This is a genomic window from Orbus sasakiae, assembly GCF_039542345.1.
GTDB classification, from domain to species: Bacteria; Pseudomonadota; Gammaproteobacteria; order Enterobacterales; family Orbaceae; genus Orbus; species Orbus sasakiae.
Map to the genome: position 1 here is coordinate 135,724 of NZ_BAABHY010000001.1, position 17,595 is coordinate 153,318.

16 protein-coding genes and 1 pseudogene are annotated in these 17,595 nt (G+C 37.1%); 6 read left to right on the forward strand and 11 right to left on the reverse strand.

The features are described 5' to 3' along the window. Positions 1 to 141: 141 nt before the first annotated feature. A complete protein-coding gene (gene ycaO / locus ABEA36_RS00565; RefSeq protein WP_345487637.1) occupies positions 142 to 1,905 on the reverse strand; it encodes a 30S ribosomal protein S12 methylthiotransferase accessory factor YcaO in 1,764 nt (587 codons plus the stop codon). A 175-nt stretch (positions 1,906 to 2,080) separates the two neighbouring features. Between ycaO and ABEA36_RS00570 the strand changes: the two genes are divergently transcribed. Beyond that, the gene (locus ABEA36_RS00570) at positions 2,081 to 2,437 is read left to right on the forward strand and encodes a DUF4282 domain-containing protein (protein ID WP_345487639.1); all 357 of its coding nucleotides are present in this window, start codon (positions 2,081 to 2,083) and stop codon (positions 2,435 to 2,437) included. 56 nt (positions 2,438 to 2,493) lie between these two features. Here the strand turns inward: ABEA36_RS00570 and tsaD are convergent, their stop codons facing one another. The 4 genes from tsaD to coaE are packed head-to-tail and all read right to left on the reverse strand — an operon-like array spanning position 2,494 to position 5,137. Next, positions 2,494 to 3,501 carry a tRNA (adenosine(37)-N6)-threonylcarbamoyltransferase complex transferase subunit TsaD gene (tsaD, locus tag ABEA36_RS00575; RefSeq protein ID WP_345487641.1) on the reverse strand — a complete coding sequence of 336 codons (1,008 nt, stop codon included), beginning with the start codon at positions 3,499 to 3,501 and terminating at the stop codon, positions 2,494 to 2,496. A gap of 2 nt (positions 3,502 to 3,503) precedes the next feature. Next, positions 3,504 to 3,722: a DNA gyrase inhibitor YacG gene (gene yacG / locus ABEA36_RS00580; protein ID WP_345487643.1), complete on the reverse strand. Its 219-nt coding sequence runs from the start codon at positions 3,720 to 3,722 to the stop codon at positions 3,504 to 3,506. 40 nt (positions 3,723 to 3,762) lie between these two features. Then, positions 3,763 to 4,518, reverse strand: coding sequence for a cell division protein ZapD (locus ABEA36_RS00585; RefSeq protein ID WP_345487645.1), 756 nt, complete (start codon positions 4,516 to 4,518; stop codon positions 3,763 to 3,765). Between the two features lie 13 nt (positions 4,519 to 4,531). Continuing rightward, complete coding sequence (coaE, locus tag ABEA36_RS00590) at positions 4,532 to 5,137, reverse strand: dephospho-CoA kinase (protein ID WP_345487647.1); 606 nt, start codon at positions 5,135 to 5,137, stop codon at positions 4,532 to 4,534. Positions 5,138 to 5,319: 182 nt separating this feature from the next. On the opposite strand from coaE, the gene ABEA36_RS00595 reads away from it, so the two are divergent. Continuing rightward, positions 5,320 to 5,574, forward strand: a complete 255-nt coding sequence (locus ABEA36_RS00595) for a type B 50S ribosomal protein L31 (RefSeq protein ID WP_345487650.1) — start codon at positions 5,320 to 5,322, stop codon at positions 5,572 to 5,574. A gap of 8 nt (positions 5,575 to 5,582) precedes the next feature. After that, the gene (gene ykgO / locus ABEA36_RS00600; protein WP_345487652.1) at positions 5,583 to 5,723 is read left to right on the forward strand and encodes a type B 50S ribosomal protein L36; all 141 of its coding nucleotides are present in this window, start codon (positions 5,583 to 5,585) and stop codon (positions 5,721 to 5,723) included. Here the strand turns inward: ykgO and ABEA36_RS00605 are convergent. The 5 genes and pseudogenes from ABEA36_RS00605 to ppdD all read right to left on the reverse strand — a co-directional run bounded on the left by ABEA36_RS00605 (position 5,720) and on the right by ppdD (position 9,307). Beyond that, on the reverse strand, positions 5,720 to 6,184 hold the full coding sequence (locus ABEA36_RS00605; protein ID WP_345487654.1) for a prepilin peptidase: 465 nt from the start codon (positions 6,182 to 6,184) through the stop codon (positions 5,720 to 5,722). The two genes, ykgO and ABEA36_RS00605, sit on opposite strands and share 4 nt — an antisense overlap. Positions 6,185 to 6,205: 21 nt before the next feature. Then, positions 6,206 to 6,484: pseudogene (locus tag ABEA36_RS13225) on the reverse strand (prepilin peptidase); the annotation flags it as partial. Beyond that, the gene (locus ABEA36_RS00610; protein ID WP_345487656.1) at positions 6,484 to 7,665 is read right to left on the reverse strand and encodes a type II secretion system F family protein; all 1,182 of its coding nucleotides are present in this window, start codon (positions 7,663 to 7,665) and stop codon (positions 6,484 to 6,486) included. The gene ABEA36_RS00610 and the pseudogene ABEA36_RS13225, both read right to left, overlap by 1 nt. 11 nt (positions 7,666 to 7,676) lie before the next feature. Then, entirely contained in the window at positions 7,677 to 8,849 is a 1,173-nt protein-coding gene (locus ABEA36_RS00615; protein ID WP_345487658.1) for a GspE/PulE family protein, read from the reverse strand. A 5-nt stretch (positions 8,850 to 8,854) separates the two neighbouring features. Further along, positions 8,855 to 9,307, reverse strand: coding sequence for a prepilin peptidase-dependent pilin (gene ppdD / locus ABEA36_RS00620; RefSeq protein ID WP_345487660.1), 453 nt, complete (start codon positions 9,305 to 9,307; stop codon positions 8,855 to 8,857). A gap of 166 nt (positions 9,308 to 9,473) precedes the next feature. Between ppdD and ampD the strand changes: the two genes are divergently transcribed. Next, complete coding sequence (gene ampD / locus ABEA36_RS00625) at positions 9,474 to 10,037, forward strand: 1,6-anhydro-N-acetylmuramyl-L-alanine amidase AmpD (protein ID WP_345487662.1); 564 nt, start codon at positions 9,474 to 9,476, stop codon at positions 10,035 to 10,037. Between the two features lie 122 nt (positions 10,038 to 10,159). Next, positions 10,160 to 10,480 carry a YqcC family protein gene (locus ABEA36_RS00630; protein WP_345487664.1) on the forward strand — a complete coding sequence of 107 codons (321 nt, stop codon included), beginning with the start codon at positions 10,160 to 10,162 and terminating at the stop codon, positions 10,478 to 10,480. Here ABEA36_RS00630 and ABEA36_RS00635 read toward each other — a convergent pair. After that, positions 10,470 to 11,879 (reverse strand): sodium:proton antiporter, encoded by a 1,410-nt coding sequence (locus tag ABEA36_RS00635; RefSeq protein WP_345487666.1) that lies wholly within the window; start codon positions 11,877 to 11,879, stop codon positions 10,470 to 10,472. The genes ABEA36_RS00630 and ABEA36_RS00635 overlap by 11 nt on opposite strands. A gap of 419 nt (positions 11,880 to 12,298) precedes the next feature. Between ABEA36_RS00635 and ABEA36_RS00640 the strand changes: the two genes are divergently transcribed. Next, a complete protein-coding gene (locus ABEA36_RS00640) occupies positions 12,299 to 17,431 on the forward strand; it encodes an alpha-2-macroglobulin family protein (RefSeq protein ID WP_345487668.1) in 5,133 nt (1,710 codons plus the stop codon). The last annotated feature ends 164 nt before the right edge of the window (positions 17,432 to 17,595 follow it).

The following is a 17,595-nucleotide window of genomic DNA, read 5'->3' on the forward strand; positions in this document are numbered from 1 at the left end:
TTGATTAAGGATTTAGTTTACTGACAGTAGCAAAAAATATCAATTAGGTTATGATGATAATCGGTAAGATTGGTTTTACTTATCTTACCGATTTGTATGAGTGAACAATCAAGTCTCACCGTATAAAGGCTTCACATCGAACTATTTCATCATTGCCTGATGTAATTTATTGTAAACGCCTAGTAATTGCTGGTGTGCTGGAAACTGGGTTAGATTCTCATCAACATCAAATAACCCAAAGAAGCGTTTTTTACCCGTGACATATTGCCACATTTCGTTAACACACTCTTCTCCATACATTTTATTAAAGGCAATTTGATAATCCGGGAATTGTTTAGCATCACGCATTAAGGCAAAATCAACTAACGTTAATAAACAACGATAAGCATGATTACGTTGTGAACTAAAAATGGAACTGTTCATGTCAATTGTCCAATCAAGCCATAGTTTTGCTTGTTCAAGGTCTTTGCCTGCTAAAGCTAACATGGATTTGAGTTCACCAATTCGTAATGTATACCATGCATTATCTTTACCCGTTGCAAGACCGAGTAGCTCCCTGACACGCGCAAAATCATCCAAGTTATCATCATCAAGTTGTTCGATTAACTCAAGATAGTGCTGCGCTTTTAATTGACTACTTGGTAAAGATAAAATCGTATCACGCCAATGAATCGCCATGTTGTTATTGGCAATTAAAAGGTCTTCAGGCGGATAGATTTCAGACATACCAACCGCCAAGATACGGCACGCATAAACGCCTAAATGTTCATAATCCATGATCAGTACTTCAACATTTTGTTGATGAATAATCTGCATTAAATCATGAAATTCTTGTTCCGTTGAACGAACCCCATCTGCACTAACGAAAGACCAATCAGCAAATTCATAATCCGCTTTTTGATTGAATAAATCCCAAGAAATTAAGCCACTTGAATCGATAAAATGGGTTTCTAAATTGCTGAGATCTGCAACATCATCATTATCAAAAGAAGGCGGTGAAAAGACATCTAAATCTTTTAAACTGCGACCTTGTAATAGTTCGGTTACTGTTCTTTCTAAAGCAACCCCAAAGTTAGGGTGTGCACCAAAAGAAGCATAACATGTCCCATTTGCTGGATTAAATAATACCACGCAAATAACGGGGTATTGGCCGCCAAGTGACGCATCAAAACAAGTAATTGGGAAACCTTCTTGTTCTAATGTTTTGATTGATTCTACTGTATTCGGGTAACGCTCTAAGACTGATTGAGGAATTTCTGGCAGACTAATTGCCTGAGTGATAATTCGGTTTTTAACATAACGCTCAAAAACTTCGGATAAACCTTGCACACGCGCTTCGTTACGTGTATTACCTGCTGACATACCATTTGATGCATAAAGGTTTGCAATTAGATTCACCGGAACGTAAACCGTTTGTTGGTCTGACTGTTGAATGAAAGGTAAAGTACAAATCCCACGTTCTAGATGGCTTGATTGTAAATCGACCAAATCTGTTGCAGTGAGTTGTTTGTCTTCATCATAAAACCCTAAGAGTTTTTTAGTTAAAATACCTTTTGGCAGTGCATTATTTTTAGGGATAGGAAACCATTTTTCACTAGGGTAGTGAACAAAATCAGCATTAGCTGCATTTTTACCCAAATAAAAATCAGAAAAGAAATAATTGGTTGAAAGGCGCTCAAAATATTCACCAAGTGCAGAGGCTAATGTTGCTTTCTTACTTGCACCTTTACCATTCGTAAAACATGCCGGGCATGCTTTATTTTGAATATGGACAGACCAAACATTCGGTACGGGATTTAGCCATGATGCTTCTTTTGCTTCAAGATCATAGTCTTTTAGTAATTGATGAAAGTGATTGATGGAATCTTCAAGTGCTGCATCTTTACCAGGAATGTAGGTTTTCATGTCATTTCTCATTGTTGTTGAGGTAATTTTATAGACAGAAGAGTGATTCAATCTTGTGCTTTTGGTGATTTAGATCACAAATGAATTGATTATTCGTCACTTTTCCTTTTTAATTAAGCGCAGATTATTTCAGATAATTGATATTTAGTAAAATATTTAACGAGGATTTAAGCGTATGGAAAAGTTTAACGGTAAATTTGATTTTTCAGTTAAAGATTTATTCTTTTTTGATAAATTTGTTGTACCATCAGTGTTAACATTAGTTTACTGGATTGCACTAGTACTGGTTGTCTTAAGTGGCTTAGTGATGATGTTTGCCAGTTTTTTTGGTGGTTTAATCACGATTTTAGTGGGTTTTGTCTCTACACGTATTACTTTTGAATTGATTTGCGTTATTTTTAGTATTAATCGTAATTTACAAAAGTTAGTCGAGCTTCAGTCTGGTTCTGCTAATGTTGCCACGACACCTGAAGATGTAGGTGAAAAAACTGATGCAAATATTCATATCGCGCACGATAAAGAAGAGAACTAACACTATCACATTGTTGCATTCGATGCGTCTTTTAAACGCATCGAATAACTGACATGTTACAATTCGTTCAATGGCCAACGTGGTTTAACATCAATGGCTAAATCCGCAAGTTGATTTTTTTTAAGGTGAACCATTCCGGCATAAGCAATCATTGCGCCGTTGTCAGTACAAAACTCGAGCCTAGGATAATAAACCTGCCCCCCTCTTTTGCTCATTAATTCAGCCAGCCTTTGCCGTAAAGTGAGATTGGCACTCACGCCACCAGCAATCACCAGACTTTTATAACCGGTTTGTTCTAAAGCACGCTTTGACTTGATGACCAATGTATCAACTAATGCATCTTCAAATGCTCTTGCAATGTCGGCTTTTGTTTGTTCTGAGAGCGGTTGATTTTGATGAATCGTATTGGCAGCAAAGGTTTTCAAACCTGAAAAACTAAAATCTAGCCCAGGTCTATCAGTCATCGGGCGAGGAAAATGGAAACGTTTGCTATCACCCGCTTGAGCGAGTTTAGAGAGTTTTGCCCCACCTGGATAGTCAATTCCTAATAATTTAGCCGTTTTGTCAAACGCTTCACCAGCGGCATCATCAATCGATTCCCCTAGTAATTCATAATGACCAATATCCGTTACCTTAATTAATTGCGTGTGCCCACCAGAGACAAGTAACGCCACAAATGGAAATTGTGGTGGGTGACTTTCTAGCATAGGGGCAAGTAAATGTCCTTCCATATGATGCACCGCAATCGCGGGGACATCCCATGCATAAGCCAGTGAACGACCAATTGAGGCGCCAACAAGTAATGCACCAATCAACCCTGGACCCGCTGTATAGGCTACCGCATCAATATCATCACGCGTTAAATTAGCTTGTTTTAACGCTGCTTGAATTAAGGGAACAGTCTTACGAATGTGATCACGCGATGCCAGCTCAGGCACAACACCGCCATAATCAGCATGTAAACTAATTTGTGAATAGAGCTGATTTGCAAGCAAACCCTGTTGATCATCATAAATGGCAATGCCAGTTTCATCACAGGAGGTTTCAATACCAAGGATTTTCATACTTAATTATCTTTACGGTCAAATTGGTAGGAGTCATTTTCACTCCATAAATCATGTTCATTTAGCTCATCGGTTGGGATTCGATGGCTTTCATTGGCCCATTCACCTAAATCAATCAATTGGCAGCGCTTGCTGCAAAAAGGGCGATAAGGATTTGTTTCATCCCATTCAATCATTTTTTGACAGGTTGGGCAGTTAACCGTTATTTTTTCTTTTTTCATGAATAACATCATATTTGCAAGTTAAATCTCTTTTAGCACCTTAACAGTTCGCTAATTCAAATTCAACACAGTTTGTCTCAATTTTCTGATCATTTGGTGAGTCAAGCCCCACAAAACGAATGGCATAACGAGCGGCATTCCCCGATACTTGCGGATATAACCCTTTATCGAGAGAAATACGTATGCGTAATAAATGTGCTACATCATTCGGGTTTTGGTAAAAATTATTATTACAGGTAAAAGATTTAAAGTTACCCGATTGTCGAACGAGCTGCATATAAAGTGAAATCGCTTGGTATAGTGTTGAAAAACTATTTAACCATAATGACACTTGATTATCGCGGTAAGTTTGTGTTTGTTGCAACCATAAATAAAATGAAGGCAAATCAAAACTACAACACCCACCAGGAATCGCTAAACGCTTACGTATCGCCATGATCAATCGATCTTCTTTTAAACTCTGACCGAGTTTAGGCGCTATGGTTAATTCGCTTAAAATGGAGTTAAGCTTACCCAATAAAGCGTTTAATAAACTGGTATCTACACCTTGTACATTAAGCCATACAGAAAGTTTTTGTTTTTGTTCTTCGATGTCTTTACTTAAATCGCCACGAATGTCATTACGTTCAACAATTTCAAGTAATTCTGCCAGTGAGTGAAAAAATAATAATGCATTATGGGTACTAAAATGTTTATTTTGTTCTAACTGCTTGATAAGGAACTCAATACGTAACCACGTTCGCATCTTTTCATTAAGCGGATGTTCAAAAATTACCATAGTTTTAGCATTTTCCATGTCAATGTAGCTCTTAATTGCAATTTTGAGATAGTTTAAGATATTTAGTGTGTAAATGTTCAACTTGTGATGTTAATGCCGATGTGTGGCCGTCATTGACAATCACATCATCAGCAAAACTGACTCTTTGTGCATTGCTTATCTGTGATGATAACATGCTTTTGGCTAAATTTTCACTAATATTATCACGCTTAAGTAGCCTTGCTAATTGTAGGTCTGGAGGGGTATCGATGATTAACACGCGATTAGCATATTGTTGCAGATTATTTTCTATCAATAAAGGGACGGCCCAAATCACATAAGGATAATTAATTTGGGCAATCTGTTGCTGTGTTTCTTGTTGAATTATTGGATGCAAAAGCTGGTTTATCCACTGTCGCTGTTGCTCACTATGAAAAATAATATCACGCAGTTTTGCTCGGTTTAATTCACCATCAGCCAATAAAATTTGTCTACCAAAGTGCTCAGTTATTTGTGAAAGCGCAAAAGTCTCTTTCTTGACAACTTGGCGGGCTATGATATCTGCATCTACGATGGGTACGCCAAGTTGCGAAAATAAATTTGCAACCGTTGATTTCCCGCTAGCAATCCCACCACTTAAGGCAACAATATATGGCATAAAATGAATAAGTAATAAATAGAAAGATAAAATTAGCTTATCATACTAAAAAGTAACTGCAAGTAACCTTATTAATTGATTGTTTTATATTAATTAAAATACGATCGTAATAATTTGTTGCAAATTTATTCATTTTGGCATAAATTGTTATGTTATAACGTAACAATTTTACTGAGGATTATATGAAAAAGAATATTCACCCTGATTATCAGACAGTGGTATTTCATGATACAACAGCAAATGAGTATTATAAAGTCGGTTCAACCATTAAAACGGATCGGACAATTGATTTTGAAGGTCAAGTCTATCCTTATGTCACAATCGAAATTTCAGCGGCTTCTCACCCTGTTTATACTGGCAAACAAAAACAAGTAGTTAACGAAGGGCGTGTGGCACGTTTTGAACAACAATTTGGTAAATTATTTAAAACAAAATAGAGGTCATTATGCAGGTATTATCTTCATTAAAAGGGGCGAAAAATCGTCATCGCGATTGTAAGGTAGTAAGAAGACATGGACGTGTTTTTGTTATTTGTAAATCAAATCCAAGATTTAAAGCAGTACAAGGTAAAAAGAAAAAGCACTAATCAACAGACGCAAAAAGTAAAATCCCATAACTGGCAATTAATAAACAAGGTCCAAATGGGATTTTTACATTTGTTAATCTGTCTTGTTTGATATAACCATAAAACAGTAAATAGATAATACCGATTGTACTGGCGATAACTAATAGCAGTGGCAAATACTCGTAATGGATCCATGTTCCCAATGCTGAAAGTAACTTGATATCACCGCCACCTAAACCCGGGTATTTTTTTATACAATGGTGAAGTTTAGCGGGTAGCCACAATAAAGCAAAACCGCATATTATACCGATTAAGGCTTCATCCAACTGAATATTTGCAATACCCAAATGAGCGGTAAGTAGTCCAATTAACAAAATTGCATAATTAAAGTAATTAGGTAGCAATAAATATTTTATATCAATACAAGCAAGAATAAAAAAAAGATGACCGAGTAAAATGATAATTCCTGTCCACACGGTCATATCCAGTAACCACGTTATAAAAATACACTGGCAACCTAAGGTTAACTCCATAAGTAAGTAGTGAATCGGAATCGATTTCTTACAGATTTTGCAACGTCCTTTAAGTATCAGCCAAGATAATATTGGAATTAATAAAAGACCATGAAGCCGCATTTGACAATCGGGGCATTTTGAACGGCTCAAACAAATATGAAAGACGTATTGAAAAAAAGAATAGTGCGGTGAAAAGCGACTTATGGCGACGTGTACAAAACTCCCCATGCATAGCCCAAAAATTGCACTTATGAACATGTTCAGCATTAATGAATCACATTACCGAGTTGAAACACGGGTAGGTACATTGCAATAACAAGGCTGCCAATGATAATTGCCATTATTGACATCATTAAAGGTTCTATTTTTTGTGCAAGCGTTTGGGTTAACTCAACACTGTTTTTTTGAAAATGATCTGCTAATCTTGATAACATCAGTTCTAAAGTACCAGACTCTTCTCCAACACGAATTAATAGCCGACATAATGGCGGGAATAGCGGTTGTTCTTCAACGGCTTGGCTAAAGGTATAGCCTTGTTTAATATCGGAAATGATTTGTATTACGCTAAATCGATACTGGGGATTGAGTGTCGATGTTTGTGCGGCTTCTAGCCCACTAAGTAATGGAATACCCGATTGTAATGTGATAAGTAAGGTTTGAAAAATTTGAGTAAGGCAAGCGCTTTTAATGACGTGACCAATAATCGGTAATTTAAGACTGTATTTAGCGATGTGTAATGAGTAACGTTGTTTAAAGTAATATCGGTATAGCGCAGCACTGGCTAATACAAGGCTAACTAACCATAAAAAATGGGATTGCAATGTGTGTGATAATTCAATCATTATTTGCGTAAAAAACGGTAATTGTGCATCAAAATTTTGGTACACTTCAGCAAATTGAGGTAACACAATAACTAACATAATGAGTGACACAATTGCTGAAATAAGTAATAAAAATAGGGGATAACGCATCGCTTTTTTTATTTTCTGCTGTAACTGTAAACGCTGTTCAAGTTGTAGGGCAATTTTATCGAAACAGTGATCAAGTTGACCAGTCAGTTCCCCTGTAGCAACAATTTGCTGATAAATACAGGGGAATATTGCAGGGTACCGTATCAAGATTTGTGACACCGATTTGCCCGCAATCAGTTGCTTTTTTATTTCTTCAAGTAGCCAGCGCCAATGAGCTAATGGATGCTGATCAATGAGTGTGGCTAAACTTTCAACAATTGGTAAGCCCGATTTTAACATGATAGCAAGTTGTTGAGTGACGATAATCAGTTGTTGCTTAGTAAAGTGACGAAAAGTAAACCAACCCTGTACCTTTAAGCTAATAAATGCATGTTGCTCCGATAACAGTTGTTGTCTCGCCTGAGATAACGATTTTGCAACCAGTAAGTGTGATTCACCATTTTGGTCAAGCCATACATAAATGCGTTTTAATTGCATATCGTGCTCCCTTATAGGCAAACTATGCCTAATACTCGTTCAATTTCCGCCAATGAGGTGATGCCCTGCATAACTAAATTTATGGCTGATTGATGCAAAGTTTGGATCTCACATTGCGCCATCATTTTTTCCAGTTGGTTTAATGAAAAATTGAGTTCAGATAACAGTAGCGCTTGTATTGGCTCTGTAATCAGCAAAAACTCATACAATCCTATTCGTCCACAGTAGCCACCTAAGCAATGATGACAGCCTTTAGCTAAATAGTGGTGCGGTATTTTTTGATGGACATCTTGGAGAGATGAAAAAGAAAGTGGTGAAAGCGCTTTACAGTGGGGGCATAATTTTCGTACTAGCCGTTGTGCAATGATCAATTTGATACTTGAGGCAATCAAATAGTGTTTTATCCCCATTTGGTTTAAGCGGATTAACGCTTGAGCACTCGAATTGGTATGCAATGTTGATAAGACTAAGTGTCCTGTTTGGGCTGCTTGTACAGCTATCTCTGCGGTTTGTTGATCCCGAATTTCACCAATCATAATGATATCGGGATCTTGTCTTAAAAGAGCACGTAACGTTTGCGCAAAATCAAGACCTGTTTTAGGATTGATTTGTGTTTGATTAATGCCACTAATGGGTATTTCAACAGGGTCTTCCGCACTGCAAATGTTGCGAGTTTCAACATTTATCTCTTTAAGCCCACTATACAATGTGCTCGTTTTACCACTACCTGTCGGCCCAGTCACTAGAATGAGACCTTGTGGTAAATTCAAGGTTTTTACAAAGTCTAAATGATTTTGTTGAGATAAACCTAATTGATCAATAGATAGCGTATGTTGTGGATTATCCATAATACGCAGCACAATCTTTTCACCAGATAAAATAGGTAGTGTCGACATTCGCATGGCATGTTGCCCTAAAGTCAACTGTCCGTCTTGCGGTAAGCGTTGTTCCGCAATATTCAGATTGGCCATAATTTTAAGTCTTACTGCCATTGGTTTGACTTGCGATAGTGGCAAAATGGCCATTGTCTGTAAAACACCATCAATGCGCATTCGTATCCGATATTCATTCGAATAAGGCTCAAAATGTATATCAGACGCTCGCTTATTGAGCGCATCTTGTAAAAATTGATCCGTTAATGTCGTTATTTCATGTTCCGGATAGCGGATTGATGTCATATTCATATTGATTAAAACCGAAAAATATCATGACACACATCATTAAGAGTATTGTTGGCGGGAGCGCTGACACAGTTTTTTTGCCAATCAAGGTGACCGTGTATTGAATTTATCGTCGGAGTTAATGTGACCGTGAGCCCATTTAATGCACTTTGCCCTACGAGTGTTATCATACCCGACGACACATCAATTGATGTAACATAAGATGTTGATTTTGTGGTTGGGATTCCATTACTACCACTACTACAGTTGCTTAAATTACCTTGTTCTAAGGCACAAATTTCGATAGCTGTTTTATAGGGCGTCATGGTTTGTAGCATGTCTGTCATGGCCGCTTTTTGTAGGTACCCTTGATACGCCGGGACACCAATCGCGGTTAAAATGGCAATCACGGCGATGGCGATCATGAGTTCAAATAGTGTAAAACCAGATTGTGATAATGGATTTTTGTTTAAGTTTTTCATGGTTAATGCCTATAAATAAAGTAAGAATTAATCACACCATAGACGAGTTACAACGTTTTGTACTTGGTATCACACTGCGATGTGACATCAATAGTAAAGATTGTTGAATATGAGCGGTCAGTGATATAATTTTGCGATCAGCCACACAAAATTATTGGATTAAACGATGGGGCATAGTTACGCAAAAATTCAACAGGGCTGTTTAAGTGATGCCAAATATATTGCATCACCACATTTTAATGAACGACCGATTGGTGAGATGATTACATTGCTGGTTATTCATAATATTAGCTTACCGCCAAACCATTATGGCGGGCCTTATGTTGAGCAATTATTTTTAGGTAAGCTAAATCCACATCAACATCCCTATTTTCAAACGATTTACCAACTTGAGGTGTCTTCTCATCTGTTTATTCGTCGCAATGGTGAGGTGACTCAGTTTGTCCCTTTTGATAAACGAGCTTGGCATGCTGGTATATCAACGTTTGAAGGTAAAGCGAACTGTAATGATTATTCAATAGGTATTGAATTGGAAGGCACTGATTTTGAACCTTTTACACTTGTTCAATACTCCGTGTTAGCGAAGATTACACAATGTTTGCAACACTACTATCCTATTGAGCATATTGCCGGTCATAGTGATATTGCGCCGGGACGTAAAACCGATCCAGGCCCCTATTTTGATTGGTCATTTTATCGTTCACTGGTTACCCAAAAGGTTATTTTTTGATGTTTTTACACTATAATCATACCTTATGATAAAAAAATAACAAAAAATAGGTAAGGACAATTAACCCTTAAACGTTAATGCTATACTATTGAATACGCGATCATGCAATTAAGAATTTTATTATGAACAATTTTAATAACACGGTTTTACTGTTACTCAAAGAAATTGAATGTGAAATGCAGCAAAAGTTATTATGGCAAAGTTTACCGCCAAATCCTGACGCATTTTTGAGTGAGCAGCCTTTTGCCATTGATAGGATGTCATCGTATGAATGGCTACAATGGATTTTTATCCCCCGAATGCGGGCATTAATTGATGCAAATGCCATATTACCCCGCAATTTTAGTTTGCATCCTTACTTTGAAGAATCATTAAAAGAACAGGAGGAAGCGGCTGAGCTTCTCTCCTTGATTAAACGTTTAGATGAATTGGCTAAATCATAAAAAATACAACCGTATTAATGATGAGAACAGGCAGAAGTATTCCGATCGACCACTTCATATAACCAAAAAAGCTCGGCATTGCAATGTTACTTTGAGTTGCAATACTTTTGACCATAAAATTGGGTGCATTACCAATATAGGTCAGTGCCCCCATAAAAACCGACCCCATTGAAATGGCTAATAACGTCATTTCAAGTGGCCCCATTAAAACATTTGCATCACCTGACGCTAAATTAAAAAACACCAAGTAAGTTGGTGCATTATCTAAAAAGCCCGATAAAATGCCACTTAGCCAAAAATACATAATATTTATTGGCTCACCTTGAGCATTACTGACTAATGATACCAATGACGATAAATGCCCTTGGTTACCGACACGTAAGATGGCTAATACGGGGGCTATCGTAATAAAGATACCAATAAACAGTTTTGCTACTTCAACAATGGGTTCCCAATTAAATTGATTACCAGCTCGGACTTGTTTTGGGGTAATTATCATTGAGGTAATGGTAATGACAATAAAAAGCAGATCACGAACAATATTTTGAAGTGCCAGATGTGTACCTAATATTGTGACAATGATATTTGATTGCCATACACCTGACATTAATACCGTGATAATAATCGCGATTAATAAGATAAAATTTTGTTTACCATAGATTTTTATCGCTTTATTGGGTGTTGGATCAGCGCTGAGTATTTCACCTTGACGTTTGTAGTAATAGTTATCAATAAAATAGAAGATAACCAGTAGCAAAATAGATGTAAGCAGTACTGGTAAAAACATATGTTTTACTGTCCAGAAAAAATCAACCCCTTTTAAAAAGCCAATAAATAAAGGTGGATCACCTAATGGAGTCAAACCACCACCAATATTTGCCACTAAAAAGATAAAAAAGATAATAATATGCACGCGATGATGGCGATTGTCATTTGCTCGGATAATGGGCCGAATCATGAGCATCGCAGCGCCCGTTGTGCCCATTATTGAAGCCAGTAATGTGCCAATCGCAAGCAGGAGTACATTAAATTTGGGAGTACCTTTTAAATTACCGGTGATCAATATTCCACCAGAAACCGTAAATAAAGCAAGTAAGAGCAAAATAAACGGTATGTATTCTTCAAGCGTCGCATGGGCAACAATATAGATGATGGTATCTAACCCAAATACACATGCGAAGGGAATCACAAAGAGTAAAGTCCAAATGGTAATTATTTTACCATAGTGATGGTGCCATACCGTCGGTAGAAAAAGAGGAAAGAGGGCAATCGATAACAAAATACCCGCAAATGGAATCCCCCAGCCAAGCGATAAAGTGGTTGCATCAAAACTGGCCGCTATCGCATTATATGGTAAAAAGCAAAGTAAAGATGATAATAGTATTGTTCGAAAGCGCATGCACCGTTCCAAATAAGATTATATTCAATCAAAGACGACATTTTAACAAAATTTACTATAAAATCATTATGATTTATCCAATTTCGGCGACGACTAACATATTAAAACCACAAAATGATGATATTTTTGCTTAAAAAATGCAAAATAACTCATAAAATCATTTTTTTTGCAAGAATAAACACCGGTTTCGAATGGATTTATCATTAATATTTGATATATCTAACATAATAAACAAATTATCTTTGGTTGAAAGATAGAGTTTTCGTATAATTTTCGTTATTATATGCGCATAAAATTATAAGAATTTCTTTTGCTACATTTTATGTTTTAGAACTGGGCTTTTAGGATAAGCCAATTTTTACATTTTTATTATTCTATGACATAAAATCACATGATTTAAATAAGGATTGATTAGGATAATGAAACACTGGATTAATTATGTGTTATTAGTCAGTTTCTCATTGTTATTGTGGGGTTGTGATAACACAGATACTAATTTAAGTAAGCCTGACGATAATACACAAAATGAGATAGTGGTTGAATTTGATGATACACCGGTTATCTCAAATAAAATAGACCTGCCTGATACAACAACGGCTAATTCTGGCAATCACAAGCTCGCGTTTGCGCCAAGTAAAGAGCTAATAAAACAGTATCAGAATAAGTCACTTTCAGTACTTGATAGCTCAGAAATGATTTTAGAGGGTGCAAGTACACTCGTTGTAACATTCTCGGTACCCTTAGATCCTAAGCAAAATTTCAATAATGTTATTCGCCTGATTGAAGACGGTAAGGGCGACCTTGATGGCCATTGGGAACTATCGAGTAATGGGTTAGAACTTCGCCATCGTTATTTAGAACCAAATCGTAAACTCAGTTTACATATCGATAAAATGTTGCAGGCAATAAATGGTGAACGCTTAAAATCAGCCTATAAAGCAAATATCACGACGCGTGATCGCCTGCCAATGGTTGGATTTTCAAGTAATGGTTCATTATTACCCAGTAAATCAATGACGGGTCTGCCAATTACGACCTTAAATGTGAACCAAGTTGATGTGAATTTTTTCCGGATTAAATCAGACAAAATCTATGATTTCATGCTTGATTATGGTTCAGTCAAACTCTTATCTGTTTGGTCATCACAATATGCCTTATCTTATGCTGACTTGGTATATTCTGCGCGTTTTAATTTGGCTCCAAAAGCCAATGTGCAAGAAAATGTCATTATTGATTTAACAAACATCAATGAATTGAAAGGGGAAGGCACTTATATTGCCATCTTAAATCAATCTGGAAGTTATAATTATTCGAATCCGATGACAATTTTTTCAATCAGCAATGTTGGCATTTCTGTACACAGCTATGAAAAAGGCAAACTTGCGGTTTTTGCTCATCGTTTAGATGATGGCAGTGCGCTAGATAATATTCAAATTACAGCATTGTGTGCGAAAAAAGTAGAAAAATGTCAGTCAGTTAATGTTAAAACGAATAAACAGGGCTACGCTGAGTTCAAATTAAATCTTGATGGGCAATATCGATTATTAACCGCAAGCGATGGTGAGCAAATGTCGTTTGTGTATATTGATCGAGGGGCCTTAGATCTGAGCGAATTTAATGTATTAGGTAATACATTTTATCAAAAACAGTTATTCACTTTTGGACCACGAGATTTATACCGTCCAAATGAAACTGTTAATCTCAATGCGTTATTGCGTGATGCAGATGGTCAGTTGCTACCTGATCAGCCAATAAAAACCGAAATTATTAGTCCAACAGGACAAATTATTAAAGACTTTGTCTGGAAAGCGACGGATAAACAAAGTGGCTTTTATCAGACTGAATATTTAATTCCGACAAATGCTGCAACGGGTAAATGGTTATTTAAATTTAATTTAGGTGATGATATTTATCGCTATCACTCTTTTTCAGTTGAAGAGTTTTTACCTGAAAGAATGGCGATAACGTTAACCCCAACGGCAGATAAACCTATTCTCAATAATCAAGATGCGACTTTTGCGGTAAAAGGTTGGTATTTGTATGGCGCGCCGGCATCTGGCAACGAGTTACAAGCAAATATTGTGGTATTAAAAGAGCGTTCCGTTGCCCAATTAACGGGGTTCAATATTGGTTCAGTTTCAGAGGCCAATATTGACCGCCAGCTCAATAGTATTAATCAAACCTTAAACAATCAAGGTGTAACGCAAATTACTATTGATAAACAAAATTGGAGCGATATTAAGTCACCCATCAAAGTTGTATTACAAGCGAGTGTTTTAGATGTCGGCGGACGGCCTGTAACACGTTCTGTCACACAAACAATTTGGCCTGCTACCCAAATGCCAGCTATCAGAGCACTGTTTGCTGAAAGTCGTTATTATGATTGGTCATTAGATAAATACGTTAATCGTCCAACCGTCGATATAGGTAACAATGCTGAGTTTGAAATCGCTTATGTTGATGGTAAAGGTAACAAATTGTCATCTAATCAGCTAACGGTTAGATTCGTTAAAGAACGACGCGATTATTATTGGACTTGGTCTGATAGTGAAGGGTGGCAAGCTCAATATGATCAAAAAGAGTTTGTTATCTCCGAAGATAAAATAAAAGTTGCTGCAAATGAAGTAACCAAAGTGAGCTTTTTACCTGATGATGAAGGTTCATATCGCATAGAAGTCATTGATGCAAAAAACAATGTGATGAGTAGCATGCGCTTTTGGCATGGCTATAGTTGGAGTGATAATACCGATCATAGTGGTGCGGTACGTCCTGATCAAGTTAAATTAAGTTTGGATAAAGCGACTTACCAAATTGGAGATACCGCCAAAGTTCATATTGAAGCCCCTGTTAGCGGTTCTGGTTATGTTTCATTAGAGACCAATGATGGCACGCTTTGGATGAAAGAAATCGCGGTATCGCAAAATGGTATCGATGTTGATATCCCAGTTAAAGATTGGGGAAGACATGATATTTACATTAATGCGATGGTTGTCAGACCAAGTACCGATTCAGCCATACAAACGATTAAACGCGCCGTCGGCTTGCTTTATTTTCCAATCGACACATCAAGTCGGCAGCTTAAATTAAACATTATATCACCGCAAAAGACTCATCCTGATAAAACCGTTAAAATCAAGGTGAGTGTTGCGAATAAACAGGCTGCAAACGGTAAAATTACCGTACTGTTATCCGCGGTTGATAGTGGTGTATTGAATATTACTGACTTTGTCACACCCGATCCGTATTCGGCTTTTCTTGGGCGTAAACGCTATAATGTCGAACAGTTTGATGTCTATGGTAAATTAATTGAGGGCGGCGGCCGCCTTGTCGGCATAAGTTTTGGTGGCGACAGCAGTATGTCATTACAAAGTGTAGCAGGTGGTAAAAAGCCGCTTACACAAGTTAACATTGTTGCTCAACAACTCAAGACGGTAATGCTCAATAGTAAAGGCGAAGGTGAATTAGACCTTGCAATACCTGATTTTAATGGTGAATTACGACTCATGGCACAAGCTTGGGATAGTCATCGCTTTGGTTTTGCTGAACAAACTATGACGGTTTCAGCCCCGGTTATTGCTGAACTTTCAACGCCTCGTTTCCTCTCGGGCGGTGATCAAACTGTTATGGCTTTTGAATTACGTAATTTGACTGATATAACACAAAATTTGACAATCGGCATCAATACGCAAGGCTTAATTAAATTACTTGATTATCCCCTTTCCCAGCAGGTTAGTTTAGCACCACAAGAGCAGCGTGTTATGCAAATTCCTGCAACGGCTGAATATGGCTATGGACAGGGCAAAATTACGGTTAATATTGATGACGTATTATTGGCTGATGGAGATAACTATCATTTATCGCGAGCATGGGCGATAGGTGTTAGGCCTCCTTATGCAGCAACCACACGGGCTTCATCAGCTGCGTTAAATGGTGGTGAGGGATGGACGCTATCTCCAGCTGCTTTAACGGATTTAATTGCAAATACGGTTGATGCTGAGATTGTGATTTCACATAATCCACCATTTAATATTGCTAAGTACATTAAATCCTTGTATGCCTATCCTTATGGATGCTTAGAGCAAACCATCAGCCGTTTATATCCGTCATTGTATATCAATGAAGAGATATTAAAAAAATTAGGTATTGAAGGGGATTCTGATGACCAACGACGTAAAAATGTCCAAATTGGTATTGATCGTTTATTTGGCATGCAGCGCAATAATGGTAGCTTTGGACTATGGGGAAAAGAAAGCCCTGAAGAGTATTGGTTAACTGTTTATGCGGTTGATTTTCTGTTACGAGCACAAGAACGTGGTTATCAAGTTAACCAGCAAGGTTTGACTCATGCATTTGAGCGTCTTGCTCAGTATATTTATGATCCAGCCGCTTTTTATAATCTAAATGGGTATTACGCCAGTGATATTGAGTCTTATATTGAATTTGCAACTAAATCTTACGCGGCATTAATATTAGCCAAACAGCATAAGATTACACCATCGATGCGTAATGAATTAAAAAGACTGTATCAGCAAGTCAAAAGTAATGATAGCACGGTTTTATTATCGCCATTACCGATTATGCAATTGGCAATTGCTTCAAAATTGACCGGCAATAATCGCAGTGCTGATGACTTATTCAATACTGCATTAATGACCAATCGAGATAGTCAATATTACTGGTTAGGTGATTATGGTAGTGCTATACGAGATAAAGCCCAAATTTATAACTTGATGGTTGAATATCAACTAGAAACTGATGCACAGGCCAGTTATTTATTAAAACTATCTAATTCACTACGTAATGAACGTTATTTGTCGACACAAGAGCTGAGTGCGCTGTTCTTGGTGAGTTGGCAAAATATGCAACAAAAAGAACAAGAGAATATTGTTGTCTTATTCAATAACAAAGAGAGCATCAAAGCGAAAGAAACAATTTATCGTACAATGGATTACAAACAGTTATCTAATGGAATTAGTGTACATAATCCTTATAATGCTGCACCACTGTATATTAGTTTCTCGATGTCAGGCTACGCGAAAAAAATGCCACCACCGACACCAGCCAATAATGTGCTGAATATTACAAGACAATATTTTGATCTTAAGGGTAAACCGATAACAGCAGAACAACTCAACGTTGGCGATATGGTTATTGTGATGCTGGATGTGCGTGCTAATACGGTCATTAATGATGCTTTGGTTGTTGATATGTTACCAGCGGGATTAGAAATTGAGAATCCTAATTTATCTAACAGCTATGTCGATATTCGAGCGATTCCACAACTTGCTGAATTATTGAAAGAAGAGAGCAGTAGTGATGTGCGTTATCAAGAATATCGAGATGATCGTTATGTGGCAGCAATTGATGTCAAAAATAGTATTGCCAATAATCGTTATCGAACACGATTAACCTATTTGGCTCGTGCTGTAACAGTAGGAACTTATGCTGTACCAGCACCATTTGTGGAATCGATGTATAAACCTGAATGGAATGCGCTTGGCAATACTCTTGGCTTTATGATTATTGCAGATAAAACAAATCGTAAAGATTAGATACGTATTACTGACATTGGTCAGTTTTGGCATAATTCGGTAGCAAACTTATTGATTTGGTTGGGTTTAAATATGAATATAATTGGGTGGTTTTAGTACTACCCAGTAGATTAAAATATACAACAAAGTAGTGAGTATATTGAGTAAACCCACCGACTTAATCT